The 22,351-nt window shown below is 73.2% G+C and carries 22 protein-coding genes and 1 pseudogene; 13 read left to right on the top strand and 10 right to left on the bottom strand.

What is annotated here, in order from left to right; all coding sequences use genetic code 11:
* Positions 1-33: 33 nt before the first annotated feature.
* The gene (locus tag CG747_RS22415) at positions 34-570 is read left to right on the top strand and encodes a hypothetical protein (RefSeq protein WP_257980633.1); all 537 of its coding nucleotides are present in this window, start codon (positions 34-36) and stop codon (positions 568-570) included.
* Positions 571-606: 36 nt separating this feature from the next.
* Here CG747_RS22415 and CG747_RS22410 read toward each other — a convergent pair whose 3' ends face one another.
* A complete protein-coding gene (locus tag CG747_RS22410; protein ID WP_180985651.1) occupies positions 607-939 on the bottom strand; it encodes an SHOCT domain-containing protein in 333 nt (110 codons plus the stop codon).
* A 155-nt stretch (positions 940-1,094) separates the two neighbouring features.
* Between CG747_RS22410 and CG747_RS22405 the strand changes: the two genes are divergently transcribed.
* A complete protein-coding gene (locus CG747_RS22405) occupies positions 1,095-2,201 on the top strand; it encodes a hypothetical protein (protein ID WP_146022130.1) in 1,107 nt (368 codons plus the stop codon).
* A 37-nt stretch (positions 2,202-2,238) separates the two neighbouring features.
* Here the strand turns inward: CG747_RS22405 and ftsH are convergent, their stop codons facing one another.
* Positions 2,239-4,206 carry an ATP-dependent zinc metalloprotease FtsH gene (ftsH, locus tag CG747_RS22400; RefSeq protein WP_100603560.1) on the bottom strand — a complete coding sequence of 656 codons (1,968 nt, stop codon included), beginning with the start codon at positions 4,204-4,206 and terminating at the stop codon, positions 2,239-2,241.
* 255 nt (positions 4,207-4,461) lie between these two features.
* Between ftsH and CG747_RS22395 the strand changes: the two genes are divergently transcribed.
* Positions 4,462-5,037, top strand: coding sequence for a hypothetical protein (locus tag CG747_RS22395; protein WP_257980632.1), 576 nt, complete (start codon positions 4,462-4,464; stop codon positions 5,035-5,037).
* Positions 5,038-5,285: 248 nt separating this feature from the next.
* Positions 5,286-5,750, top strand: a complete 465-nt coding sequence (locus CG747_RS22390) for a hypothetical protein (RefSeq protein ID WP_146022129.1) — start codon at positions 5,286-5,288, stop codon at positions 5,748-5,750.
* Between the two features lie 58 nt (positions 5,751-5,808).
* Here the strand turns inward: CG747_RS22390 and CG747_RS22385 are convergent, their stop codons facing one another.
* Positions 5,809-6,453 carry a TetR/AcrR family transcriptional regulator gene (locus CG747_RS22385; RefSeq protein WP_100603557.1) on the bottom strand — a complete coding sequence of 215 codons (645 nt, stop codon included), beginning with the start codon at positions 6,451-6,453 and terminating at the stop codon, positions 5,809-5,811.
* Positions 6,454-6,585: 132 nt separating this feature from the next.
* On the opposite strand from CG747_RS22385, the gene CG747_RS22380 reads away from it, so the two are divergent.
* Positions 6,586-7,521 (top strand): alpha/beta fold hydrolase, encoded by a 936-nt coding sequence (locus tag CG747_RS22380; RefSeq protein ID WP_180985650.1) that lies wholly within the window; start codon positions 6,586-6,588, stop codon positions 7,519-7,521.
* Between the two features lie 93 nt (positions 7,522-7,614).
* Here CG747_RS22380 and CG747_RS48165 read toward each other — a convergent pair whose 3' ends face one another.
* The 3 genes and pseudogenes from CG747_RS48165 to CG747_RS22370 all read right to left on the bottom strand — a co-directional run bounded on the left by CG747_RS48165 (position 7,615) and on the right by CG747_RS22370 (position 9,585).
* On the bottom strand, positions 7,615-8,088 hold the full coding sequence (locus CG747_RS48165; protein WP_180985662.1) for a DUF6461 domain-containing protein: 474 nt from the start codon (positions 8,086-8,088) through the stop codon (positions 7,615-7,617).
* A 49-nt stretch (positions 8,089-8,137) separates the two neighbouring features.
* Positions 8,138-8,581: pseudogene (locus CG747_RS22375) on the bottom strand (SDR family NAD(P)-dependent oxidoreductase); the annotation flags it as partial.
* Positions 8,582-8,775: 194 nt separating this feature from the next.
* Complete coding sequence (locus CG747_RS22370; protein ID WP_100603555.1) at positions 8,776-9,585, bottom strand: LysR family transcriptional regulator; 810 nt, start codon at positions 9,583-9,585, stop codon at positions 8,776-8,778.
* 67 nt (positions 9,586-9,652) lie between these two features.
* Here CG747_RS22370 and CG747_RS22365 point away from each other — a divergent pair, with 67 nt between their 5' ends.
* Both CG747_RS22365 and CG747_RS22360 read left to right on the top strand, forming a co-directional pair.
* Entirely contained in the window at positions 9,653-10,549 is an 897-nt protein-coding gene (locus tag CG747_RS22365; RefSeq protein ID WP_100603554.1) for an NAD(P)H-binding protein, read from the top strand.
* A complete protein-coding gene (locus CG747_RS22360; protein WP_100603553.1) occupies positions 10,546-11,235 on the top strand; it encodes an SDR family oxidoreductase in 690 nt (229 codons plus the stop codon). Before CG747_RS22365 ends, CG747_RS22360 begins: the two co-directional genes overlap by 4 nt.
* A gap of 806 nt (positions 11,236-12,041) precedes the next feature.
* Here CG747_RS22360 and CG747_RS22355 read toward each other — a convergent pair.
* Together CG747_RS22355 and CG747_RS22350 are read right to left on the bottom strand one after the other, a co-directional pair.
* Entirely contained in the window at positions 12,042-12,284 is a 243-nt protein-coding gene (locus CG747_RS22355; protein WP_257980630.1) for a hypothetical protein, read from the bottom strand.
* Positions 12,285-12,440: 156 nt separating this feature from the next.
* Entirely contained in the window at positions 12,441-13,013 is a 573-nt protein-coding gene (locus tag CG747_RS22350; RefSeq protein ID WP_100603552.1) for an RNA polymerase sigma factor, read from the bottom strand.
* A gap of 129 nt (positions 13,014-13,142) precedes the next feature.
* On the opposite strand from CG747_RS22350, the gene CG747_RS48160 reads away from it, so the two are divergent.
* Entirely contained in the window at positions 13,143-13,280 is a 138-nt protein-coding gene (locus CG747_RS48160) for a hypothetical protein (protein WP_180985661.1), read from the top strand.
* A 71-nt stretch (positions 13,281-13,351) separates the two neighbouring features.
* Here CG747_RS48160 and CG747_RS22345 read toward each other — a convergent pair whose 3' ends face one another.
* A complete protein-coding gene (locus tag CG747_RS22345) occupies positions 13,352-13,702 on the bottom strand; it encodes a DoxX family protein (RefSeq protein ID WP_100603551.1) in 351 nt (116 codons plus the stop codon).
* Positions 13,703-13,905: 203 nt separating this feature from the next.
* Between CG747_RS22345 and CG747_RS22340 the strand changes: the two genes are divergently transcribed.
* Both CG747_RS22340 and CG747_RS22335 read left to right on the top strand, forming a co-directional pair.
* Positions 13,906-14,853, top strand: a complete 948-nt coding sequence (locus CG747_RS22340) for a LysR family transcriptional regulator (RefSeq protein ID WP_100603550.1) — start codon at positions 13,906-13,908, stop codon at positions 14,851-14,853.
* 138 nt (positions 14,854-14,991) lie between these two features.
* Positions 14,992-15,726 (top strand): 1,4-alpha-glucan branching protein, encoded by a 735-nt coding sequence (locus CG747_RS22335; protein WP_100603549.1) that lies wholly within the window; start codon positions 14,992-14,994, stop codon positions 15,724-15,726.
* A 452-nt stretch (positions 15,727-16,178) separates the two neighbouring features.
* On the opposite strand, the gene CG747_RS22330 is transcribed toward CG747_RS22335, so the two are convergent.
* Positions 16,179-17,600 (bottom strand): hypothetical protein, encoded by a 1,422-nt coding sequence (locus tag CG747_RS22330; RefSeq protein ID WP_146022128.1) that lies wholly within the window; start codon positions 17,598-17,600, stop codon positions 16,179-16,181.
* A gap of 358 nt (positions 17,601-17,958) precedes the next feature.
* Between CG747_RS22330 and CG747_RS22325 the strand changes: the two genes are divergently transcribed.
* The 3 genes from CG747_RS22325 (at position 17,959) to CG747_RS22315 (ending at position 22,345) form a co-directional block, all read left to right on the top strand.
* Complete coding sequence (locus tag CG747_RS22325) at positions 17,959-19,323, top strand: hypothetical protein (RefSeq protein WP_146022127.1); 1,365 nt, start codon at positions 17,959-17,961, stop codon at positions 19,321-19,323.
* Between the two features lie 336 nt (positions 19,324-19,659).
* Complete coding sequence (locus CG747_RS22320; protein WP_257980629.1) at positions 19,660-20,529, top strand: acyltransferase domain-containing protein; 870 nt, start codon at positions 19,660-19,662, stop codon at positions 20,527-20,529.
* Entirely contained in the window at positions 20,501-22,345 is a 1,845-nt protein-coding gene (locus CG747_RS22315) for an acyl-CoA dehydrogenase (RefSeq protein WP_100603545.1), read from the top strand. The genes CG747_RS22320 and CG747_RS22315 overlap by 29 nt, the downstream gene beginning before the upstream one ends.
* Positions 22,346-22,351 lie beyond the last annotated feature (6 nt).

Here is a 22,351-nt window from a genome sequence, read left to right as displayed (position 1 = left end):
CGGGCCGGGAGGTGCCCGGCGATGCTGTGAGGCATGGCGGACGGTACGGGCGCCGGCGACCGGGGAGACGGCCCGGACCGAGGGATCCCCCAGCGGCAGAAGGAGCCGCACACCGACTACGGAGGTGCGGTCTACGGCTCCCTCCAGGCCGCGTCGGTGGTGGCCGGCACCGCCGCGTTCGGGCCGTTCCCCAGGGTCGGCCTCATGCTCCTGCTGCTCGTCACCGGCCTGGTCTTCTGGATGGCGCACGTGTACTCCCACCTCGTCGGCGACCTGGCGTCGTACCGGCACCTGACGTGGGACCGGATCCGGCGGGTGGCGGGTCAGGAGTGGCCGATCGCGCAGGCTTCGGTGGGACCGGCCGTGGCGGTGGCGATCAGCCCGATGCTGCGGCTGGACCTGCCGGCGACCGCGTGGTTCGCGCTCTCCGTCGCGGTGGCCGAGCAGATCGGCTGGGCCACCGCGGCCGCGATCCGGGCCAGGGTCTCGCGCCGCCTGGTGGCCCTCTCGGTCGCCGTGAACCTGGTACTCGGCCTGATCATCGTGGTCCTCAAGGCCAAGCTGCTCTGAGGGCGCCGGACGTGGTCCGGCGGCCCGTTCGCCCGGTCACGCCTGCGGCGCGTCGGGCCTGGTCGGTCCGCCCGGTGGGGAGCGGAGCACGGCCAGGCGCCGCTGGTACTCCTCGTCCTCGATCTCACCGCGGGCGTACCGCTCGGCGAGGATCTGCTCCGCCGTGGAAGGGCCACCGGATGGGGCGCCACCGGGGCGCCAACCGGGGTGGCCGCGGCCCGGCTCGCCTTCGCCGGACGGCCCCGGACGGAACACGGCACGGAAGACCAGTACACCCACCGTGATCACCAACGCCCAGAACAGGACCATGCCGACCGTGGCCGCCATCCAACCCCATCCGTCGCCACCGTGGCCGTACCAGAACAACATCGGACCTCACCTTCCCCGCTCGGGACGGGTGCGGACCCTGGCGAGGGCCGCACGCGAAATGGTGCCCGTACCTCGATTCTCGCTCGCCGGAGCCGGGGCGGGCGCATGCTGGAGGTGCGGGGCGGCGGCCCCGTCAGGTCGTCCTGGTGGTGGCGATGCGACTGACCTTCCTCGAACCGCTCTACAGGCAGCCCGGCCCGTTCGCGTCCGTGTACGTGGACACGTCGCGGGACGGCACCGTCGCCGATCCGGACGCCGCCCTCGCGCTGCGGTGGCGCCGGCTGCGCGACGCCTTGGTGGCCGAGGGGGCCGACCCGGACTCGATCACCGCCGTGGCGGGCACGGTGGGCTGCGATGCCGACGTCCCGGGGGCGCACGGGCAGGCGCTGTTCACCGCGCACGGCGCGCTGGTGCTCCAGGGCGAACTGCCGGATCCGCCCGTCCGCGACACCGCCCACTTCGGTGCGCTGCCCGACACCATGCCCCTCATCGCCCAGCACGCCCCGGAGATCCCGTACCTGGCCGTGTACGTCCACTACACGGGACGCCATTCCCTGGAGGCCGCCGGCACCGTCCACGTCGAGGCGGAGGCCGGCCGGTGGCCGCTGACCAGGGTCTCGCCCGGTGAACGGCTCGACGCGCGGGTGCCGGTCGCCGACTGGCCGCACGCCGCGGAACGGCTGGGCCGCCGGCTGGCGGCGCGGGCTCACCAGCTCGACGCCGAGGCGCTGGTGCTGGCCGGTGACACCTGGGCCCGTGGCATCCTGGCCCGCCGGCTCCCCGCGCGGCTGCGCGGCCGGGTCGTCGGGGTCGACTCGGGCGGCGCGCCGCGGCCGGGGCGCGCGCTGCTGGAACTGCGGCTGGACCGCCTGTTCCACGGGCGGATGGCCGCGCACGACCAGGTCCTGGTGGGGGCCTTCCTGGCCCGGCGGGCGCACCGCGGCGCGGCCGTCGAGGGGCTGCCGGACACCGTGTCGGCGCTCCAGCGCGGCCAGGTCAGCGCGCTCTTCCGCAACGCCCCCGGCCGCTCGGCGCCGGGGTGGCTGTGGGTGGGGCCGGAGCCTGCTCAACTAGCCCTGTCGGAGGCGGAGTTGAGGTCATATGGGGTGCGCACGGTCCGCCGGGAGCAGGTGGATGCCGCGCTGGCACGGGCTCTGGTGGGGACGGGCGCGGAGCTGGTCCTCGTCCCCGAGCGGCGGCTTCGCCTGCGGGACGGTACCGGTGCGTTGCTGCGGTACGCGGATTCCGCCGCGTCCTCTTGAACGCGGGGCGCCGGGCGGGTCGGGGCGGCTGGTCGGGTCAGAGCGGGTTCGGGTCAGAGCGGGTGGTGTCCGGGCCCGGTGTGCGGCCTTCGGGGGGCGTGCCCGGCCGCTGCCGCAGCACGTCGTGGACGACCGCGCCGTCGACCGTCTCGCGCGTGGTCAGCAGGTCGGCGAGGTGTTCCAGGGCCGACCGGTGGTCGCGGAGCAGGGTGGTGGCGCGCTGTTCGGCCTGCCGGACCAGGCGGGCGGTCTCCTCGTCGATGAGGCGTTGGGTCTGCTCGGCGTAGGGACGGTGCAGGGTGTCGCCGGGGGCTTCGTCGCCGAGCCGGTGCAGGGCGCCCGTGGTGGCGTAGCCGATCGGGCCGAGGGCCGGTGAGAGGCCGAAGTCGCGGACCATGCGGCCGGCGATCTGGGTGGCGCCGGCCAGGTCGTCGGCGGCGCCGGTGGAGCCCTCGCCGAAGACCACGAGTTCGGCGGCCCGGCCGCCCAGCCGGACGGTGAGCAGGTCGGTGAGGTAGCCCTCGGTGTAGAGGTGCCGCTCGGCTTCCGGGAGTTGTTCGGTGGCGCCCAGCGCGGGGCCGGACGGCAGGATGGTCACCTTGGCGACCGGGTCGGCGTGTTCGCACAGCGCGGCCACGAGGGCGTGGCCCGACTCGTGGACGGCGACGGCGTGGCGTTCCTCGGGGAGCAGGGCGTTGGAGGATTCCCGGCGGCCGAGCAGCACCCGGTCCCGGGCCTCGTCCAGGTCCTGGGCGGAGATGGCGGTGTTGCCGGTGCGGACGGCGTGGATCGCGGCCTCGTTGACGAGGTTGGCGAGGTCGGCGCCGGAGAAGCCGGGGGTGGCCCGGGCGACCACGGTCCAGTCCACGTCGGGTGCCGTCTTCTTGCTGCGGGCGTGGACGGCGAGGATCGCGGCCCGCTCGGTCTGGTTGGGCAGCGGGACGGTGACGTGCCGGTCGAAGCGGCCGGGTCGCAGGAGTGCCGGGTCGAGGGCCTCGGGGCGGTTGGTGGCGGCGAGTACCACGATGCCGCTGCTCTGGTCGAAGCCGTCCATCTCGGCGAGGAGTTGGTTGAGGGTCTGTTCGCGTTCGTCGTTGCCGCCCAGCCGGACGCCCCCGCGGCGGCTGCCGACGGCGTCGATCTCGTCGATGAAGATGATCGACGGGGCGCGTTTGCGGGCCTCCTCGAACAGGTCGCGGACGCGGGAGGCGCCGACGCCCACGAACATCTCCACGAACGCCGATCCGGTCACCGACAGGAACGGCACCGCCGCCTCGCCGGCGACGGCCCGGGCGATCAGCGTCTTGCCGGTGCCGGGCGGTCCGACCATGAGGACTCCGCGCGGCCCGACGGCGCCGACCACCGCGTACCGCTCGGGGTGCCGCAGGAAGTCCACGACCTCGCTGATCTCCTGCTTGACCCCCTCGTACCCGGCGACGTCGTCGAAGCGGGTGGTGGGGCGCTCGGCCTCGATGATCCTGGCGCGGGAGCGGCCGATGCTGCTGAGCCCTCCGGTGAGGCTGCGCGCGGCCTGCCGCCCGGTCCACAGGAACAGCGCGCCGAGGAGGACCAGTGGGAGCAGCACGGCGGCCAGCGGCCCCACCCAGCTTCCGCCGCCGGTGCCGCTGGAGGCGGTGACGTCGACGTTCTTCGCGTGGAGCTGCTGGGCGAGGCCGGTGTTGCCGAGGGCGGTGGGGATCTGGGTGGTGAACTTCCGGCCGTCCTTGAGTTTCCCGCTGACGCCGCCCTTGTCGTCGATGTCGACGGTCTTGACCTGCCCGGTGTCCACCTTGCCGAGGAAGGCGCTGTACGTGAGGGAGGTCCCCGCGGGGTTGTGCGCCCGGCCGAGGAGCAGGACGAAGATCGCCACGAGGGCGATCGGCAGCAGCCACGGCCGCCAGCCGGGGGCCCGTGGCTCGGCCTGCGGTGTGGGCGGCTCCCGGGGCGGCCCCGGCTTCGCCGAACGCGTGGCGTGGCGCCCCGAGAGGCGCACTGCGGTGATCACGTCGGCCCCCTACGGCTCCTTCGCGCGTGGGACTTCCCCTTCCAGGAAACTCCTGGCGGCCCCGTGGCGGGCCTTTTCCAGGAAACTCCCGGTTGTCCTTGAGGGGCTTCCGGCAGGCTCCACCCGGCACATTCCGCTCCCCCTCCTCCACGATCGGCTGTCCCGACCGGTTCCGCAGGGCGGGGAGCTCCGCTGAGATGTGGGGCCGACGGGCCAGGTGTGGGACGCTCGAAGAGCAGGCGAAGGGGGTGCGTGATGCCTCATGTGAAGCTCCGTCCGCCCTGGCGGCACGGTCCGCTCAGGCGGGGCACGGATGTGGCGCAGTCCTGGATCGTCCTGGCCACGGGCGTGCTGATCGCCGTGGCGTCCCCGGCCGCGGGAGTCGTGGCCGGCAGCACGGTGGACGCGGCGGTCCACCGGGAGAGCGCCACATGGCGCCCCGTTTCGGCGGTGGTGACGAAGGAACCTCCCACCCGGGTCAGTGCCGACAGCGGGACCGGCACGGGGGGCCGGGTCCACACGACCGTGCGCTGGACCGCGCAGGACCACACCGTGCGGACGGGGGAGACGTCCGTGACGCCCGGCGTCCACGTCGGGGACCGGACGACGGTCTGGCTGGACCGGAACGGGACGCTGGTGCGGGACCCCAGCACCCCGACGGACTCCCTGGCCGAGAGTGTCGTGGCCGGCACCGTGGTCGCGTCCGGCACCGGGCTGCTGCTCCTCGGTGGGGAGAAGGCCGCCGTCCGCCTGCTGGACCGCAGGCGCTACGCCCAGTGGGAGAAGGAGTGGGCGGAAGCGGACGCCCGGTGGCGGCATCCGCAGCAGTGAGGGGCAGGGCATCCGCTGCGGGCGGCGTCTCGCGTGGCGGCCCCGGACCGTCCCTGCCACGCTGAGACTGGCGGCTGTTCCGCCCGACGTCCCCGGCCCGCTACCGGGCCGGAACCATCGAGGTCACCGACGTCGGACGGCGGGGCACCGTCCTGGCGGTGGCGATGCCGCCGGCCGAAGTCCGCGGGATTTCGGGGGGCTTCGACGAGGCGGCATCGGCGCACCGCCCCTCGATCACGGAGGTTTCCATGGCATCCGCAGCAGGTCACCCGACCGGAACGCCGCACCCCGGCTACGGCGGGAGAACCACCACTCCACGGACGGCGGACCGGAAAGGCCACGGCCTGGTGACGTTCGCCGGGGTCATGTTGGCGTTGCTGGCCCTCTTCAACGGACTCGACGGCATCGCGGCGATCGTCAACTCGCATGTCTTCGTGGGAAACGTCTCCCTGGTCCTGGGGGACTTGCAGGCCTTCGGCTGGCTGATGCTCGCCCTGGGCATCCTCCAGGCGGTCGCCGCCTTCGGCGTGCTCACCAAAGGTACGGAAGCCGCCCGTTGGTTCGGCGTCTCGGTGCTGGGTCTGAACGCCTTCGCCCAGATGTTCTTCATCCCCTCCTACCCGGTGTGGTCGGTGATGATCATCGCGCTGGACGTCCTGGCCATCTACGGGCTGTGCGTGTACGGAGGGCCTTCCTCCGAAACGGCCGAATAGGAGCGGCGACAAGCGAGGAGGAACCGCGGCAAGGAGAGCGCACGGGAGCGGACACCGCTCAGCGGACACCCTGGGCGGGCGCTCCTCCCCCGTCGCCCGAGAAGATCCGGTCCAGGTGGTGGGCCAGGACGTCGGCCGCGGACCGTGCGCTGCGCTGGCCGACCAGGACGCTGGTGCCGAGTCCCGCGGACATGGCCAGCAGGCCGATCGCCTCGTTTCGCGCGTCCATCCCGGGCCGGGTGAGGTCGGCCTCCGCCTCCTGGGCCTGCCGCAGGAGTGCGGTCAGGGTGTCCTCGGCGGCGTCCGGGTTCTGGATGAACGGCTGGTCGGCGAGGGCCTGATCGGTCACGGACAGCATGGCGTACGAGGTGTAGACGAGGTGGAAGGTGCGGCTCGCCTCGTCGGTCGGCAGCGCTGTCATCAGGAGCGCTTCGATCACCGCACGCGGTCCGGCGCCGCTCTCCCCCGCGGTCCGGAGCCGCGCGGCGACCCGTTCCCCGAATGCCGCGGCCAGTCGCTGCAGCCCGTACAGCAGCAGCTTCTCCTTGGTCTCGAAGTAGTACTGCACCAGCCGCAGTGAGACGCCGGCCTCCGCCGCCACATCCCGCATTCCCGCGGCGTGCAGCCCGCGTCGGGCGGCGACCCGGAGGAGCGCCTCGGCGATCTCGTTGCGTCGCTCTGCATGGTCCACGCGCTTGGGCATCGGTCGCGTCTTCCCTCGTCGGTCGCATCGGTACGGCACCGGCAGTGCCAGGCCATTTTGATGATACAGCCGTACCAACTTCATGGTACGTTCGTATCACGAAGTCCCTAATCGACCTTCCCGGAGGTGGCCGTGCCCGAGACCACGACCCGCACCCAGGCCGATGTCGGCCGCTATGTGAGCGACGCCCTGCGCGACCGCTACTTCGCAGCCTGTGACGCGCTCTACGCACTCGGCGCGCCCGCGGTCGCCGAGGACGACGTGGAGACCACCTTCGGCACCACGCACGTCTACCGGTACGAACCGGCCGACCCCGCCGCCCGGTCCCGCACCCCCGTCGTCCTCGTGCACGGCTCGGGATCCTGCTCCGCCATGTGGTACCCGAACACCCCCGCCCTCAGCGCCGAGCGCCCGGTGTACGCGCTCGACACCCCGGGCGACCCCGGACGCAGCGTGCAGCGCGTTCCCATGCACCAACCCGAGCGCGCCGCACAGTGGTTGGACGAGTCACTCGCCGCGCTCGGCCTCGACCGCGTCCACCTGGTCGGCTCCTCCTACGGCGGCTGGCTCACCCTGAACCAGGCATACCGCGGGGCCGACCGGCTGGCCTCGGTCACGCTGCTCGATCCCGGTGGCCTGGAGAAGGTGGGGCTGCGCTTCTTCGTCTGGATCTTCGTCAGCCTCTTCGCGACCTCCGCCCCGAAGGCGCTGCGTCCGCGCCTGGCGGCCTGGTTGGAGCAGCCGGTGCTCGTCGTGCCGGAGCTGCGCGCGATGATCAGGGCGGGTGTCCGGGCCTTCCGCATCCGGCGCCCGGCTCCGCTGCCGCTGTCCGAGAGCGAACTGTCCACCATCCGCACCCCGCTCTACCTGGTACTCGGCAAGCGCAGCCTGCTCGTCCACCCGAAGCGGCAACTGGAGCGCGTTCCGCGCCTGATACCGGGCTCCCGGGCCGAAATCGTCTCGGACACCGGCCACGGACCGCAGATCGACCACGCGGACGAGATCAACCGCAGGATGCTGCGCTTCATGGACTCGACCGACCGGTCCGTCGGCCGCCGGCACAGCTGAGGGGCGTACCGCCGGAGCCACGGAACCCCCCTGCGCGGGCCGACCCGGCCGGGGCGCCTCGCCGTGTCGGCCGTCGCGGGCCCGCGACGGCCGTCAGGCGGCCGGCCCTCGCAGGTCGCCGACGAGCAGCGGCGCCTCCAGGACGTCGGGGGTGAAGGCCACCCCGGTGACCCGGGCGGCCAGGGCGAACGCGGCCGCGATCCGGTGCTCGGACCGGCGTGCCTCCCCGCGCGGGTCCAGGCCGACCTCCGCCATGGCCGCGTTCAGCCGGTCCGGCGCGCTGCCGCGCCGCACGGCCGGCGTCCCGAGGGCGAACGCGGTCAGCACGGCGCCGTCCACCGCGTGGACGAAATCGTCCTCGGCGTAGTCGTGCCGGCTGACGGTCACGGACTCCGCCGCCGCGGACAGTACGGTCGCCACCTCCGTCAGGGCGCCCCGCCACCCCCACGGCTCCACGGCCACGCTCCAGCCACCGAGCTGCCCGACACCCACGTATCCGCCACCGTCCCCGCCCTGGGTCTCGGCGACGAACTCCCCTACCCGGCCCAGGAGTTCGTGCCATCGCATCCGGTGACTTGCTGCCGGCGCAGACCGAGTACAGGCCGGTGTAGGCGGCCAGTAGCGAGGTGACGACGGTGATGATCGAGCCGTCGCGGTCGATGCGCTTGGCGGCCTCCCGCATCATGAAGTAGGCGGCCTTGGAGTTCACCGCGAACATCCGGTCGTACTCGGCCTCCGAGGTCTCGGTCATCGGCTTCTTGACCACCATGCCCGCGGTGTTCACGCTCGCGTCCACCCGCCCGAACGCGTCGAACGCCGCGTCGAAGAGCCCCTCGACACCGGCCACCCGCGTCAGGTCCGCCTGGTGCGTCACCGCGTCCCCGCCCGCCTGTTTGACCGCGGCGGCCGTCTCCTCCGCGCCGGAGCGGGAGGAGTCGCTGTTGTAGTGCACCACGACCTTCGCGCCGTGCTCGCCGAGTTGGCGGCTGATCAGGCCACCGAGGTTCCTGGAGGCGCCGCCGACCACGACGACCTTGTCCTTGAGCGTACGAGCGGGCATGACGCGTCTCCTCACCACAACGATGTCCGTCCCCGCGCGTGCGCGGCGGCGCACACCCGCGCCCGCAGGCCGTCCGCGGCTCACCCGGTCGGCCCACTTCGATGCGCCGCCGGGGCGCGGGGCGATGTCCGAACCGGTGGCCCGGGAGCGGTCGGCCGTGGCCGGCGCCGACCGCGGTCTCGCACGTGGACCGCTCAGGTATCCCGCAGGGTCGCGGTGGCGATCTCCAGGAAGTCGCGCAGCAGCTTCTCGCGCCGGTCCTCGGCGACGGCCAGGCAGGTCGCGATCCCCGGGGCGTCCGTGACGGGGAGGTAGGCGAGGTCGGGGCGGGAGTAGGACCGCGCGACGCTCAACGGGATGAGCGCGATGGCGTGCCCGGACGCGATCAGCTCGAACTTCTCTTCCAGCGACGACGTCCGCCGCTTCGGTCTGTCGAGCATCTGCTCGCAGTCGAGGTCCGCGGAGGTCAGCTCCTGACGGCGCGCCAGCGGGTGCGTCACGGGCAGGCAGGCGACCCGGGGATCGACGCCGATGGGAATGATGCGCAGGCCCGTCTCGTCGAACGGCCGCCGCAGATAGCCGACTTGGGCCCGGCCGTCCCGTAGCGGCCGGTCCTGCTCCCACCAGCGTGCTGGGACGACGTCGATCTCGACGTCCGCGTGGCGCGCCGTGAACTCCCGGATCGCATCCGACACGTGCAGTCCGGCGGAGAAGGCGACCGCGAGCCGTTGGACGCCCTGCTCGACGTCGTGCACGCGCCGGACCGCCGCGGCGACCGACGGGAGGATCTGCTGCGCCTCCTCGTAGAGCTGTTGACCGGCGGTGGTCAGCTCCACGCTGCGGGTGGTCCGCACGAGCAGGGCGCAGCCTAACTCCTGCTCCAGGGACTTGATTTGACGGCTGAGTACCGGCTGGGCGATGTAGAGCTGTTCCGCCGCCCGGCCGAAGTGCCGGTGCTCGGCCACCGAGGCGAAGTAGCGGAGTTTGCGCAGATCGAGATCCATACCCCGAAGGTATCAATTGCCGGGAAGGGTATTGGACGTCGCGGATGGCCGCCCCGAGACTCGAAGCATGATCGTCATCACCACTCCTACCGGCCAGATCGGCGGCCGGCTCCTGGAGATCCTCCTCGCCGACCGCCGCACACGCGGCGAAGAACTGCGCGTCATCGTGCGCGACCCCGGGAAACTCCCCGCCGCGGTCCGCGCCCACGTCGACGTCGTCACCGGCTCGCACGACGACGCCGAGGTCGTCGACCGGGCCTTCGCCGGTGCGGACGCCGTCTTCTGGCTGGCTCCGTCAACCACACAGGCACCGAGCCTGGACGCCATGTACTCCGGATTCACCCGCGCCGCCGCCAAGGCGTTCACCACCCACAAGGTCGGACACGTCGTCGGCGTCTCGGCGCTCGGCCGCGGCACCCCCGTCGCCGACCGCGCCGGGCACGTGACGGCGTCGCTGGCCATGGACGACCTCATCGCCGGCACGGGCGTGGCCTACCGGGCGCTCGCCAACCCGACGTTCTTCGACAACCTGCTGTGGCAGGCGGCTTCGCTCCGCGACCACGGCGTGTTCACCGAGACCGGCGCCGCCGACCGCAAGGCGCCGAGGGCCGCCACCCGCGACATCGCCGCGGCCGCCGCCGGCCTGCTGCTCGACCGCTCGTGGACGGGGACGGGCGAGGTCCCGGTGCTGGGCCCCGAGGACCTCTCGCCGAACGACCTGGCGCGCATCATGTCCGACGTGCTCGGCCGCCCCATCCGCTACGAACGGCAGACGTTCGACGCGGCCCGCGCCGCGTACACCGGACACGGCCTGGAGGGCCCGGTCACGCAGGGCTTCCTCGACATGATGCGGGCCAAGGACGACGGCCTCGACGACGGGGTGCGGCGCACTCCGCAGACCGCGAGCCCGACGACCTTCCGCGAGTGGTGCGAGCAGGTCCTGAAGCCGGCGGTGCAGGCATGAGCGCCGGCACCGCCCTCATCGTCGGCGCCTCCCGGTCCCTCGGGCTCGGCCTGGCCACCGAGTACGCGCACCGCGGTTGGGACGTCATCGGGACGGTCCGCGGCGATCGGCGCACCGGCCTGCACGACCTGGCCGACGCGTCCGACGGCCGCGTCACCGTCGAGTCCCTGGACATGACGAGGCCGGAGGAGATCGCCGCGCTGCGCGAACGCCTGGCGGAGCGCACCCTCGACCTGCTGTTCGTCAACGCCGGTATCGCGCGGGGCGACATCCCCGTCGGCGAGGTCCCGACGGAGATGTTCGTCGAGGTCATGGTCACCAACGCGCTCAGCCCGATGCGCGTGGTCGAGTCCTTCCGCTCACTGGTCACGCCGACCGGGACCATCGGCGTCATGTCCTCGCGCCAAGGCAGCCTCAGCCTGAACACCCTCGGCGGCCAGGACGTCTACCGCGCCAGCAAGTCCGCCCTGAACCAGCTGATGCGCAGCTACGCCGCCCGGTACGCCGACGCCGCGCACACCCTGCTGCTCATGTGCCCCGGCCATGTCCGCACCGAACTCGGCGGCCCCGGCGCGCCGTTGACCATCGACCAGTCCATCCCGGGCGTGGCGGACACGATCGACCGCCACAGCGGCGAACCGGGCCTGAAGTACCTCAACCACCAGGACCAGACCGTGCCCTGGTAGCGGTCGTCGGAGTCCGGGGCGAGGGTCGCGGTGGCGCAGGGGCGGCAGGGGGAGCAAGGCCAGGCGCCCGCCGCGCGGCTCGCCGTCGTTCAGGAGGGGCCCGGCATCCGCCCGATCAGGGCCGGGTGCCGGGCCCCGCCGTGCGTGGACCAGCCGGTCGTAGGTGATGCCCGTCGCGGCGTCCCGGTCGGTGTCCGGCCCCGGCCGCAGGGGCACCGGTGCGGTCGGGGCCGGGGCGAGGCGGATCCGCCCAGCGGCCGGACCGAGGGCGGCGGCGCGGGCGCGCAGGTGCGTCACACCGGTGCCGGAGAGCAGCGTCCGGTAGGTGTGCCCTACGGAGACCCGGGTGCCCGCGGCGAGTTCGTGCGGCCGGATGCGTTGGACGAAGTGGGTGCGCGGCTCGACGAGCGTGATGTGGTGGTGCGAGGCGGCGGGCGGCCGGGGCCGCGCGTGCCACGAACGCGTCGTAGATGAGCGGCGGTTGATCGTGCGCGGCCTCCGGTGTGCCCGCACGGGCATGCGGTACCTCGGGCGCTCTTCGCCGACGGACGCGGACGGCGCGGCCCATCCCCCAATGTGGGCCGCGCCCCCGGTTCCGTCGCCTGTTTACACCAGCACCCGCTGCGCCAACCCTCGTGTGACGCACCAGATGGAGGTGCCGAGCCGATCCCTCGATGTCCCCCCGTGGTGACCGAGGCGCCGCGCCGGACCCCACCCCGAGTGCAGGATGGCGAGGACGATGGCGGACCCGTGCAGAAACGGGATGCCCGGATCCCCCTGGAAGGCTGGTGTGCGGAGTCTCCGCGTCACCACTTCACCACCCACCGTCCCAGCACTTCGTCGAACCCGTCGCGGTACCAGGCCGCCGGCGACAGGTCGGGGAATTCAAGCGGATTCGCCGCGGCGGCAGACACCTCGGCGGCCGCCGACAGCCTGTCGTACCGTGCTTCCCGGTCGCGTGCGCCGCACGCGACCGGAGGCACGAGCTGGTCCCCCTCCAAGAGGTAAGCCAGCATCCTCTCGTGCGGAGAGGAATGGCCATTGCTCATGATCACCCTTCCATCGGAAGCTGTTGGGTGCGGATCGATCCCACCCAGGGGCCACGACCCATTCGTGGCCCCTAGGCGAAGTCCGGTCCGGCACCGCCCGCCAGGTCCGGGCGCGGCGGCCGCGCGCACCGCGGCCGCCGGAGCCCGGGCCACGACCTATGCGGAAGCCGGTTCCTCGTCGTCCCGGCACAGCTTGGCCTTGGCCTCGGCCGAGGCCAGCTCGCGGCTGACCGTCGCGGACGAGATCTCCAGCAGTTCGGCGATCTCGACGCCCTTCAGTCCCCAGACGTGGGTGAGTTCCCAGACGGCGGCCTGCCGTTCGTTGGCAATCGCGGCCTTCACCGACTCCAGCAGTTCGAGGTATTCCAGTCCGGCGGCCGATCCGGTGCCGAACTGCCTGGCATGTTCAGGCGGTTCGTCGTAGAGCCGTTCGCCCGAGGACGCCTTGCGCCAGTGGTCCCGGAGCTTGTTGCGGGCGACCACGGTCGCGAACACGATGATCGGCTTCTCGAACTTGGTGCCGCGGCGGAACTCCTGGAGGACCGCGATGCAGGTCTCCTGGGTGATGTCCTGGGCCAGGTGGTAGTCGCGCGTCACCCGCGTGACCGAGGAGATCAGCCGGGGCTCGATGGCCCGCAGGGCATCCTCCATCAGCTCGGCCTCGCGTGCCTTCGACAGCCGGCGGTGCGCCTCCCCGGAGTCGTCGCCGCCCCCTGAGAGCTGCCTCATGTGTCGTCCTCTCCACTGACCGGGTACCGCAACCGCGGCCCCGGGCTCAGTAGGAGGACGTGTCGGCTCCCCGATTCCTTTCACGACCGCCGGATGAAAATTCCGGCGGCCCCGCCGGGACCTGAGGACATGAACACGCGTACTGCCCTCGCCCTCGTACTCGGCGGCCTCGCCGTCTACCTCGCGTACCACAACCCGGTGCTCGGCACGGCCATCGGCCTCGGCGTCGTCGTGGTCACCCTGCTGCTGTCCCTCCTCGACGAATAGGGGCGCGGCCCCAACTCCCCATACCGGCATCGTCGTTGCGGCGCGGGCCTGCACGCCCCCTCGGGCCGGCCCTATCGCGGCAGGGCGAGGGCGAGCGACGCGACCGCCAGTCCCAGGTACCCGGCGGGGCCCACCATGGTGGAGTAGGCGCGCATCCGGACGTGGGCGACGACGGCGCCGACGAAGAACAGGACGAGGCCGACGGCGGCGGCGACGCCGAGCGGACGGACCCCCAGAAGACCGGCCAACAGCCCTGCCGCACCAGCGCCCTTGAGCGCACCGAGCCAGGGGAGCCAGGACCGAGGGACCCCCACTGCCGCGGAGTTGGCGAGGACGAACCCGGCCCTCGCGAAGTCCGCGGCGGCGATCCCGGCGTTCGCCACGATCGTGAGGACGGTGATGATCTCGTAGGCCATGGCCATGTGTTGACGCCTCCCTTTCCCTGTGCCCGGTGCGACGAGGCCGCCGGACGGTCGCGGTAGCGGTGCCGCCTCGGGTGGCCCGCCCGTTCTGCCCACCCCGTGGTGCGGTCGGTACCGTCCGCCCCGTCCCGCGCGGGCCTTCTGCGACCAGGCTCGTCGTGCCGCGCTCCGACGTCCAATACCTGCGGCTATAACCTGACGGCATGGACGTCGACACCCGGCTGTTGCGCTACTTCGTCGCCGTGGCGGAGGAGGGGAGCCTGACCCGTGCCGCGCAGCGCCTGTTCGTGTCCCAACCGGCGCTGACCAAGCAGGTCCGGCAATTGGAGACGCAGCTCGGCGTGCGCCTGTTCACCCGGTCCCGGACCGGTATGGCCGTGACGGAGGCAGGGCGTGCCCTGGCGGACCGGGTGCCCGCGCTGCTGGCCGACTGGGACCGGACGCTGCGGGCGACGAAGGCCGCGGCGAGCCGGGCGCAACGCGTGCTGCGGGTCGGTTTCGTGGCCAGTGCCGCCAACGAGGCGACGCCGCGCATCGTCGCGGAGTTCGCGCGGCGCCGACCGGGTTGGCGGGCCGAGATGCGGCAGGCGACCTGGTCCGACCCGTCGGCCGGACTGGCCGACGCGGAGGTCGAGGTCGCCCTGGTGCGGCTGCCGTTCCCCGGCCAGGACGCGGTGCGCGTGGCGGCGCTGTTCAGCGAACCCCGCTGTGTGGCGCTCGCCGATGCCCACCCCTTGGCCGCGCACGAGGTGATCCCGTTCCACGAGCTGTGGGACGAGCCGTTCGTCGCCGCCCCACCGGAGACGGGCCGCTGGCGGGACTACTGGCTGGCCGCCGACGAACGCGAGGGGCACCCGGTCCGCATCGGCGCCGTCACCGACCAGCCGGACGACTGGCTCACCGCGATCGCCAACGGCTACGGCATCGCCCTCGCCCCGGAATCCGCCTCCCGCTTCTACGCGCGCCCCGGCATCACCTATCGGCCGGTCACCGGCGTCAGCCCCAGTCAGGTGGGGGTCGCCTGGGCCCCGGCCGACGACGCCAACCCCGTGGTTTCGGACTTCGTCCAGTGCTGCCTGGACGGACTGGGGGCTTCGGGCGGCCCGGACGCCGGCAACGGGCCGGCCGGGGAGGGCGGTCGAGTCCGTTGAAGGACGGTGACGGTGCCCCCGTCCGGAGCGTTGTGGCTGGGGGATTCCGCTGCCGGGGGATCCCACTGTCGGGGAGTTCCGCGGTCGGCGAGTTCCGCTGTCGGGGAATGATCTTCGTCGGGATGATGTTGGCGGGGTATGGCTGTTATCCACAACACATCTCTCAAGCCCACCAAGCTGGAGCTCCTCACCGCCTGGCTGCCGGGCCGGCCTTGGTACCAGGGCGACCCCCAGGCACCCCAGCTGGCCAAGGCAGGCGGCTTCCGGATCGACGATCCGCAGGGCGAGGTGGGCATCGAATGCATGGTGGTCACCGACCGGTCCGGTGACGTTCCGCGCTCCTATTTCCTCCCGCTCACCTACCGCGGGGCGCCGCTCGACGACGCCGAGCAGGCCCTCGTCGGCACCACCGAGCACGGTGTGCTGGGCCGGCGCTGGATATACGACGGATCCCAGGACCCCGTGCTCAGCGCCCAATTGCTCGCCCTGCTCCAGGGGCACGCGGAACCGCAGGACCAGGACGCCAGCGACGTCCGGGACGAATCCGTCACCTGTCACGTCGGTGACGACAGCGGATTCGGCTCGTCGAGCATGGTGGGGATGGTCGCCGTCGCCAACGGTCCGCACGGCACCGACCTCACCGTGGAAACCACCACGGAGCAGGGAGCCGAGCCCGACGACCGGTCGGAGCCGGCCCGGACCGCCGTCACCCTCCACATCGCTCGCGTACTGGAACCGCTGGCCGGGGCCGAGGTCGCCGGCCGGGCCGCCGGCGCCCCGGGGCACCTGGCCTCGGTCACCGGTGTCTGGCAGTCGGACGACGGCACGGAGCAGCGCGGCCTGTTCGTCGCCGTCCGCACGTCGGGCCGCTGACGCGTCCCATTGCGCCGCATCGCCCGCGAGCGTCGCTTCCCGGCACGGCCACGGCGGGGTGACCGGCCGTCGCAACGGTGGGCGTGACTGTGCCCGGAGGCGGATCAGCGCGGCAACCAGCTCTGGATTGCCGGTAGTTGGGCCGGGCCCGCGGTCGGCGCGGTCGGCTTCCCACCGCACCGTCGTGGTGCGGTGGGCGGGGCGTGGTCCGGTGGGGCGGTGGGGCGGTGGGCTGCGTGCTTCCGGGTGAATGGTGTGGTCGGGTGGGCGCGCCGGGATTCGAAACGGGGCGCCTTCTCCCCCTTATAGCCTTGTGACCGATCCTGTGGACGTGGCAATGGTGTTGCTGGGCGGGTTCACCGCGGTGCGTGCGGCCGCCGAGGGGGAGGATCGCCGGTCGGTGGACGGGCGGTGGCGTGGTCCGGGTGCTGCGGAGGGGGCCGGTTCCGACCTCACCGGGCCGTCGCGCGCAGACGCTCCCGGAAGGCTTTGACGTGGGGGTTGCGCTGATGCGGCGCGAGCCGTTGGGCCAGCCGGGGCAGGGTGCCGTGCACGGACCCCGCGGTCAGCTGCCGGTGGTGGCGCAGGGCGTGGAGGGAGTGGTCCACGGCCGCGTCGACGTCGTGCAGGGCCAGCAGGGTGTGCGCGAGTTGGGCGTGCAGCAGGGTGCGGGCCTTGTGGTGGTCGGCGGGTCGGCAGGCGAGGGAGTTCCCCAGTTCGGCCAGGGCGGCCTGGTGGTCGCCCAGGTATGAGAGCACTTCGGCGCGCTGGTAGCGCAGTGCGGTCTCCGGGTAGCTGGTGAAGGGTCCTTCGGGGCCGGTGGCGCGGGCCAGGTGCTGCTCCGCGGCCAGCAGGTCCGCGGTCGCGGCGCGGCTCTGGCCGGCGCCGGCCCGGACGACGGCGCGCCCCGCGTGCAGGTAGGCGCGGACAGCGCTGGGTACCGCGGATCCCGCGATGTCGGTGGCGGCCTCGCCGAGGGCGAGGGCCTGGTGGTGGTCGCCGAGCTGGTGCGCCTGCACGCTCAGGCAGCGCAGGATGATCGCGTAGGAGCCGCGGTCGCCGGCCGCGTGGGCGAGTTCGAGGGCGATGTCGTAGTAGTGCTGGGCGAGGGCGGGGTGGCCGGTCTCGGAGGTGCGGCCGGCCAGGAGGAGGGTCAGATGGGCGCCGCCGGTGAGGAGGGCGCGTCGGACCGCCGGATGTGCCGGGGCGGTGAGCAGCGGCGCCACTTCGGTGGTGAGGTACCCCGCCAGCGCGGTTCGGCCGTGGGCGCCGCCGTACCGCTCGCCCAGCTGGGCACTGCGGACGGCCACGGCCTCCAGGCGTGCCGGGGCCGCCGCGGATGCCTGCGGTGCGCGCGGGTCGGCCGGGGGCAGCGCCGGGGGCCGGCTCCCCCAGCCGGTGAACACGGGAGGCGGGGCGGAGAGGACGGTGCGGGCGAGGTCCGCCCGGCGCGCGGGGTGGGTCTCGGCGCGGCAGAGGGCGGCGAGGCGGTGGACGGGGTCGCCGCCGCGCAGGGCGGACGTGAGCGCGCCGCCGGTGGTGTCGGGGTCGGCGAACCCGGTGTCCCGGGGGGTCAGCCGGCGGCCGATGCGGCGGCTCAGCGCCTGGCAGATCAGTTGCCCGGCGGGCGGCCGGGGGCGGGCCCCGTTGAGCCAGCGGGCCACCGAGGTGCGGTCGTAGCGCAGGCGTAACCCATGGGCTGCGCCGAGGGCGTTGACGGCGCGGGAGAGGTCCGCGGGGGTCCAGTCGGCCTCGGCCAACAGTGCCGCGAGCATGCGGTTGGGGCGGCGCGGGGGCGTCATGGTCAGTCTGCCTCGCTCACTGGTCAGGCCGTCCGGCTGGGAGTTGCGCGGTGTCACGGGGGTGTCTTTCAACACGTTCACGCTTCCCGCCGCGGTCCGGCGTTCCGCCTCGGCTGGATTCATGGTTCCGTTGATGGACCGCTGTTGGCTACGGCTCAGCGGTCCGCAAGGCGCCTTTCCGGCCACCGTAAGACTGCCCCGGAGGGATTCCGGGGACACTCTCAAGGACTCCGGCAGCGGTTGTTCGGAAATCGATCAGGCACAACGGCAAAACCAGGTACGGACATCACACCCCATGAACTCCTTTCGCACCATCTGTTTCTCGGGTTCCCCTCCTCCGGGCGTCCACGACATGACCGTGGAATTGACGCGGAATGACGCGGGCGGATTAGTCGGAAGACCGCCCGAACTACCGTGCCGGGAGCCGTAGGTGCCGCCGTCCCGCCGCCGTAACGAGAATTTGCGGGCCCTGCTGGCAGAGGCCCGCTGGACACAGGCGGCGTTGGCGCGCACGGTCAATGCCCTCGCCGCGGAGATAGACCTCGACCTGAACTACGACCGCACGGCCGTGGCGCACTGGCTCAGCGGGACCCGCCCGGCGCCACCGGTACCGGAGCTGATCGCCGAGGCGCTGTCCCGGCGGCTGGGCCGCTCGGTCTCCCCCGCCGCGACGGGGCTCGCAGGGGAGCCGTCCACTCCGGCGGGCGGGCGGCTCCCCCTCTCCGACCTTCCGGTCGGCTCCGCGCTCACCGAGCTGTGCAGCATGGAGAACGATCCCGCGCGCCGGGCCGCCGCCCGCATGGTGCCGTACCGGGAAGCGGAGTTGGCGAGGGCGGCGGCCGGGTCCGCGGACCGGGCGCGGGTGCCCGCGGTGCCGCGCGGGGAGCGGGACGCCGGGGACGACCTCGGCGTCGTCCGGCTCGCGGTGCGCTTCTACTCCGCCTCCTTCGACGCGCACGGTGGGCGCCGGGCGCGCTCGGCGCTGGCCGTCTACCTCGCGGACGACATCGCTCCGCTGCTGCGCGAGCGGGAGGGCCACCAGCCGCGCCGCGACCTGCTGGTGGAGGCGTCCCGGCTGTCGTTCCTGCTCGCCCGGATGTACCAGGACGCTTCCGTGCACGGGCTCGCGCAGCGGCACTTCACCACCGCGCTGCGGCTCGCCGAGGAGTCCGGGGACGCCACGGCGCGCGCCGTCGTCCTGCGCGGGCTGAGCGCCCAGGCGCTCGCGCTGGGCCACCGGCGCATCGCCCTGCACGCCGCCGAGGCCGCCGCCGCGACCCGGGCGTCCGAGGGCCCGGCCCGGGCGTTCCTGCTGTCCCAACTCGCCGTGGCGCAGGCGGCGTGCGGGCTCCACCGGGTGGCACGGGAATCCCTGGACCGGGCCGAACGCGCCTTGACGACGGGCGAGCGCGCGGGCACGGCGGAACCTTTCACCTCCTACTCTGCCGGCTCCCTGGAATTCCAGAGCGCGGACGTCCTCAGATATACGGGGGACCTGCCGGCCGCACGCACCGCCCTGGCCAACTCGCTGGCCCACCGGTCCGCCGGGGACCACCGGGGCATGGCGCTGAGCCATGCCCAGCACGCGGAAATCCTCATGGGCCTCGGCCATGTGGAAGAGGCCTGTGCCTCCTGGAATTCCTTTCTCGACCACTACGTCCAGCTGCGGTCCGGGACGGCGGATCTCGCCACGGGCCGGTTGCGGCAGTTGCTGACGCCCTTCCGGAAACTCCCGGTGGCGAACGCGGTGTTGCACCGTGCGTTCGCCGTGACGTCACCGTCTCAGCACTCCTGAGACGCCGCGTCGCCTGCGCGTTCACCCCTTTCAACAGTCTCGGACGTGAAACGAAGACCACGGACCGGGCGGCGGATGTTGAATGGCACAACACCGACCGGAATCCACCGGAAATGGGGTGAGGAAATGCGTGATGCTGCCGCGCCCGGAAACGGGAATCGCCACTCGACGCCGCTCCGCATCGTCCATGTTTTTCCCGGGCAGGGCGACTTCTCGGTAAGTCCGCTCAGCCGCGCACTACGCACTCACACAACCGTACGAAAAGCGGTCCGTGAAGTATTCGAGGAAGCCGAAGAAGTCGGTGATGAATTCGGGATCGTACCGCTGGCGAAGGCATTGCTGAGCGATACGCCGCCGAGCGGCCGTGAGCTCTCCGCCGGCAGCGTGGGCACCTTGCAACTCGCTCTGTTCTGCTCGTCGGTGGCGGTGCACCGTGCCCTGTGCGCCGCGGGACTGCCGCCCGACCAGGTGCTCGGGGTGAGCTTCGGGGAGATCGCCGCCCTCACCGCGGCAGGTGTGTTCGAGGTCCCCGAGGGCGCCCGGATCGCCTGCCTCCTGGCCCGCCAACTTGCCTGCTGTGCAGGTGGTTTGACGCTCATCGGCGCCGGAGAGGACCGCACGGCGGCCCTGTTGCGCGGCGCGGGCTCCCCCACCCTCGCCCTGGCCTGCGTCAACGCTCCCGACGAGTCCGTCGTCAGCGGCCCGCTGCCCGCCCTGCGAACCCTGGAGGGGGTGGCCGCGCGGCAGGGCGTCCCGGCCTCCCGCCTCCGGCTGCCGTTCTCCTCCCACCACCCGTCCCTCACCGGACCGGCGGACGCCTTCGCCGCCGCGATCGGTGACCTCCGCCCCCGCCCGGCCCGGATCCCCGTGCACTCCGCCGTCCGCGGCGGCCCCTACGGTCCCCGGGACGACGTCCACCGCGGCCTGGCCGACTGCCTGGTGCGCCCGGTCCGCCTGCCGCCGGTGCTCCGCGGGATGACCGCCGGCAGCCGCACCCTGTTCTTCGAAGCGGGCACCGGCCGGGCACTGACCCGCAGCATCCGGCAGACCCTGCCGCCCGACACGGCCGGCGCCCGCGCGCCGCTCGCCGATCCCACCTTCCCCTGGCCGCGGCCCGGTGCCCCGGCCGCCGACCGGCCGAACGCCGGACTCTCCGCCGCTTTCTGGAGCCATCACGATGACCACGTACACGCAACCCCTCGGTGAACTCGGCGAGATCGTCAACGGGTCCCGCCCCTACTCCCTGCGCAGCCGCCTGCTGACCGCCCTGGCGGCCGACCGTGAGCAGTCCGCGCACGCCTCCGAGGGCCCCGCCCGCCGGGTGCACCGGCGGCTGCGGCTGATCGTGGACAACCTGCCGACGGTGGGCGAGCTGTTCCGCGACCCGGAGCAGCTCGCGGTGGTCGGCGAGTGTGTGGCGCTCGCCGACCCGCCGCTGTACATGGCCGTCCTCAACCACTACGCGCTCTGCCTGGGTTCCGTCGTCACGCTGGCCGACGACCCGGCGGTGATCGGCGGCCCGTGGCAGGCCCTGACCAGCGGTCGCGCCAAGGGCGTCTTCCTGGTGACCGAGGTCGGCGACGCCAGCAGCCATCTGGGTATCCGGACCACCGCCCGGTTCGACCCGGACACCCGGGAGTTCGTGCTCGACACGCCGGTGGTGGGCGCGGCGAAGTTCTCCGGCGTCGGTGGTTCCGGGGGGCCGCAGAGCGCCGTGGTGTGCGCCCGCCTCGTGGTCGACGGGACCGCACGCGGGGTGTTCTCGTTCGTGGTGGAGCTCACCGACGCCGTCGGCCCGCTGCCGGGCGTATCGGTCTCGCGCAGCATCGGCGTGCCGTCGCTGCCGCTGGACTACTCGCTGGTGCGGTTCGACGGCGTTCGGGTGCCGTACGTCCAGTGGCTGCGCGATCGGGCGCGCATCGACGCGGACGGCGCCTTCCACGATCCGCTCGGCGGCCCGGACGCCCGGCTCCAACGGACCCTGTCCGTCGGACGGATCCTGTGGGCCACCCTGCCCTCGGCGGTCGCCGCGATGGCCCGCCAGTCCGCGGTGACGTCCCTGCGCTTCTCCGCGCACCGCCGGGCGCACGGTCGGCTGGCCCCCGGCGCACGCGTGCTGGAGCTCCGCAATCAGCAGCACGCGCTGCTCGGTGCGCTGGCCGAGTCGTTCGCCCTGACCTGCGCCGGGCGGACCGCGCGGGAGATCTGGGCCCGGTCGCGCACCGCCGCGGCGCGCGGCGCCCCGGCGCGCCGCACGGACGGGATGACCTTCTCCCCGTGGACGGCCGTCGACCGGCCGCTGGCGGTGCTCAAGGCCGTCACGGTGCGCGGCGCCGCGCGGGTGGCCGCCGAGTGCCAGCACCGCTGCGGGCTGGCCGGGTTCCTGCACCCCAACCTGCTCGACGGCTACCACGGTTTCGCGCACGCCTTCGACACCGCGGGCGGCGACAGCCAGTTGATCCTGTTGGACGCCGGGCGGGCCCTCGCCCAGGAGAGGGGTGGCGGGGCGGGCGGCACCGTGCCCCCGGTCGACGTGCCCGCGGATCAGCCGGGGTGGTGGCCGGCGGTCGCCCGGGCCCAGGGGGGCTGCCTGCGGGTCGAGTTGCAGCGCTCGGTCCGGCGGGGCGTCCAGGCCGGGCGGACGGGGCTGGAGCTGTGGAATCCGCTGCTGGACACCGCGCACGGACTCGGCGAGGCGTACGGCGCCCGGCTCGTCGCGGATGCCACGGCCGCCGCCGTCGAGGCCGTGCACGATCCCGAACTCCGTTCCGCACTCCGCCCGTTGGCGGCCCTGTACGGAGCCGTCGAGGCGCGAAGGACGGCCGGTCGGCTGCTGGCCGCGGGCACCCTCGCGCCCGCCGCCGTCCGCGCGCTGCCCGCGGTGATCGACGACCTGTGCGACCGCCTGCTGCCCCATCTGCCGCTGCTGTGCGAGGCGATGGGCGCGCCGTCGGGCGCGGTGCCGGCGCCCTTGGGGGCCGACGACTACGCCGCCGCCCTGTACGACTTCCTCGACCGGTGATCGGAA

This window comes from Streptomyces sp. CB02959, assembly GCF_002803155.1.
GTDB lineage: Bacteria > Actinomycetota > Actinomycetes > Streptomycetales > Streptomycetaceae > Streptomyces.
The sequence above is the reverse complement of the archived record's forward strand: the minus strand, read 5'-3'. Positions and strand labels throughout refer to the sequence as shown.

Bases quoted from the DNA above. Each gene is read 5' to 3' on its own strand.
- CG747_RS22340 (WP_100603550.1), top strand. From the start codon at position 13,906: ATGGACGTCGACACCCGGCTGTTGCGCTACTTCGTCGCCGTGGCGGAG.
- CG747_RS22360 (WP_100603553.1), top strand. From the start codon at position 10,546: ATGAGCGCCGGCACCGCCCTCATCGTCGGCGCCTCCCGGTCCCTCGGG.
- CG747_RS22345 (WP_100603551.1), bottom strand. From the start codon at position 13,702: ATGGCCATGGCCTACGAGATCATCACCGTCCTCACGATCGTGGCGAAC.
- CG747_RS22315 (WP_100603545.1), top strand. From the start codon at position 20,501: ATGACCACGTACACGCAACCCCTCGGTGAACTCGGCGAGATCGTCAAC.
- CG747_RS22370 (WP_100603555.1), bottom strand. From the start codon at position 9,585: ATGGATCTCGATCTGCGCAAACTCCGCTACTTCGCCTCGGTGGCCGAG.
- CG747_RS22335 (WP_100603549.1), top strand. From the start codon at position 14,992: ATGGCTGTTATCCACAACACATCTCTCAAGCCCACCAAGCTGGAGCTC.
- CG747_RS22355 (WP_257980630.1), bottom strand. From the start codon at position 12,284: ATGAGCAATGGCCATTCCTCTCCGCACGAGAGGATGCTGGCTTACCTC.
- CG747_RS48160 (WP_180985661.1), top strand. From the start codon at position 13,143: ATGAACACGCGTACTGCCCTCGCCCTCGTACTCGGCGGCCTCGCCGTC.
- CG747_RS22365 (WP_100603554.1), top strand. From the start codon at position 9,653: ATGATCGTCATCACCACTCCTACCGGCCAGATCGGCGGCCGGCTCCTG.
- CG747_RS22410 (WP_180985651.1), bottom strand. From the start codon at position 939: ATGTTGTTCTGGTACGGCCACGGTGGCGACGGATGGGGTTGGATGGCG.
- CG747_RS48165 (WP_180985662.1), bottom strand. From the start codon at position 8,088: ATGCGATGGCACGAACTCCTGGGCCGGGTAGGGGAGTTCGTCGCCGAG.
- CG747_RS22390 (WP_146022129.1), top strand. From the start codon at position 5,286: ATGGCATCCGCAGCAGGTCACCCGACCGGAACGCCGCACCCCGGCTAC.
- CG747_RS22385 (WP_100603557.1), bottom strand. From the start codon at position 6,453: ATGCCCAAGCGCGTGGACCATGCAGAGCGACGCAACGAGATCGCCGAG.
- CG747_RS22350 (WP_100603552.1), bottom strand. From the start codon at position 13,013: ATGAGGCAGCTCTCAGGGGGCGGCGACGACTCCGGGGAGGCGCACCGC.
- CG747_RS22395 (WP_257980632.1), top strand. From the start codon at position 4,462: ATGCCTCATGTGAAGCTCCGTCCGCCCTGGCGGCACGGTCCGCTCAGG.
- CG747_RS22415 (WP_257980633.1), top strand. From the start codon at position 34: ATGGCGGACGGTACGGGCGCCGGCGACCGGGGAGACGGCCCGGACCGA.
- CG747_RS22405 (WP_146022130.1), top strand. From the start codon at position 1,095: ATGCGACTGACCTTCCTCGAACCGCTCTACAGGCAGCCCGGCCCGTTC.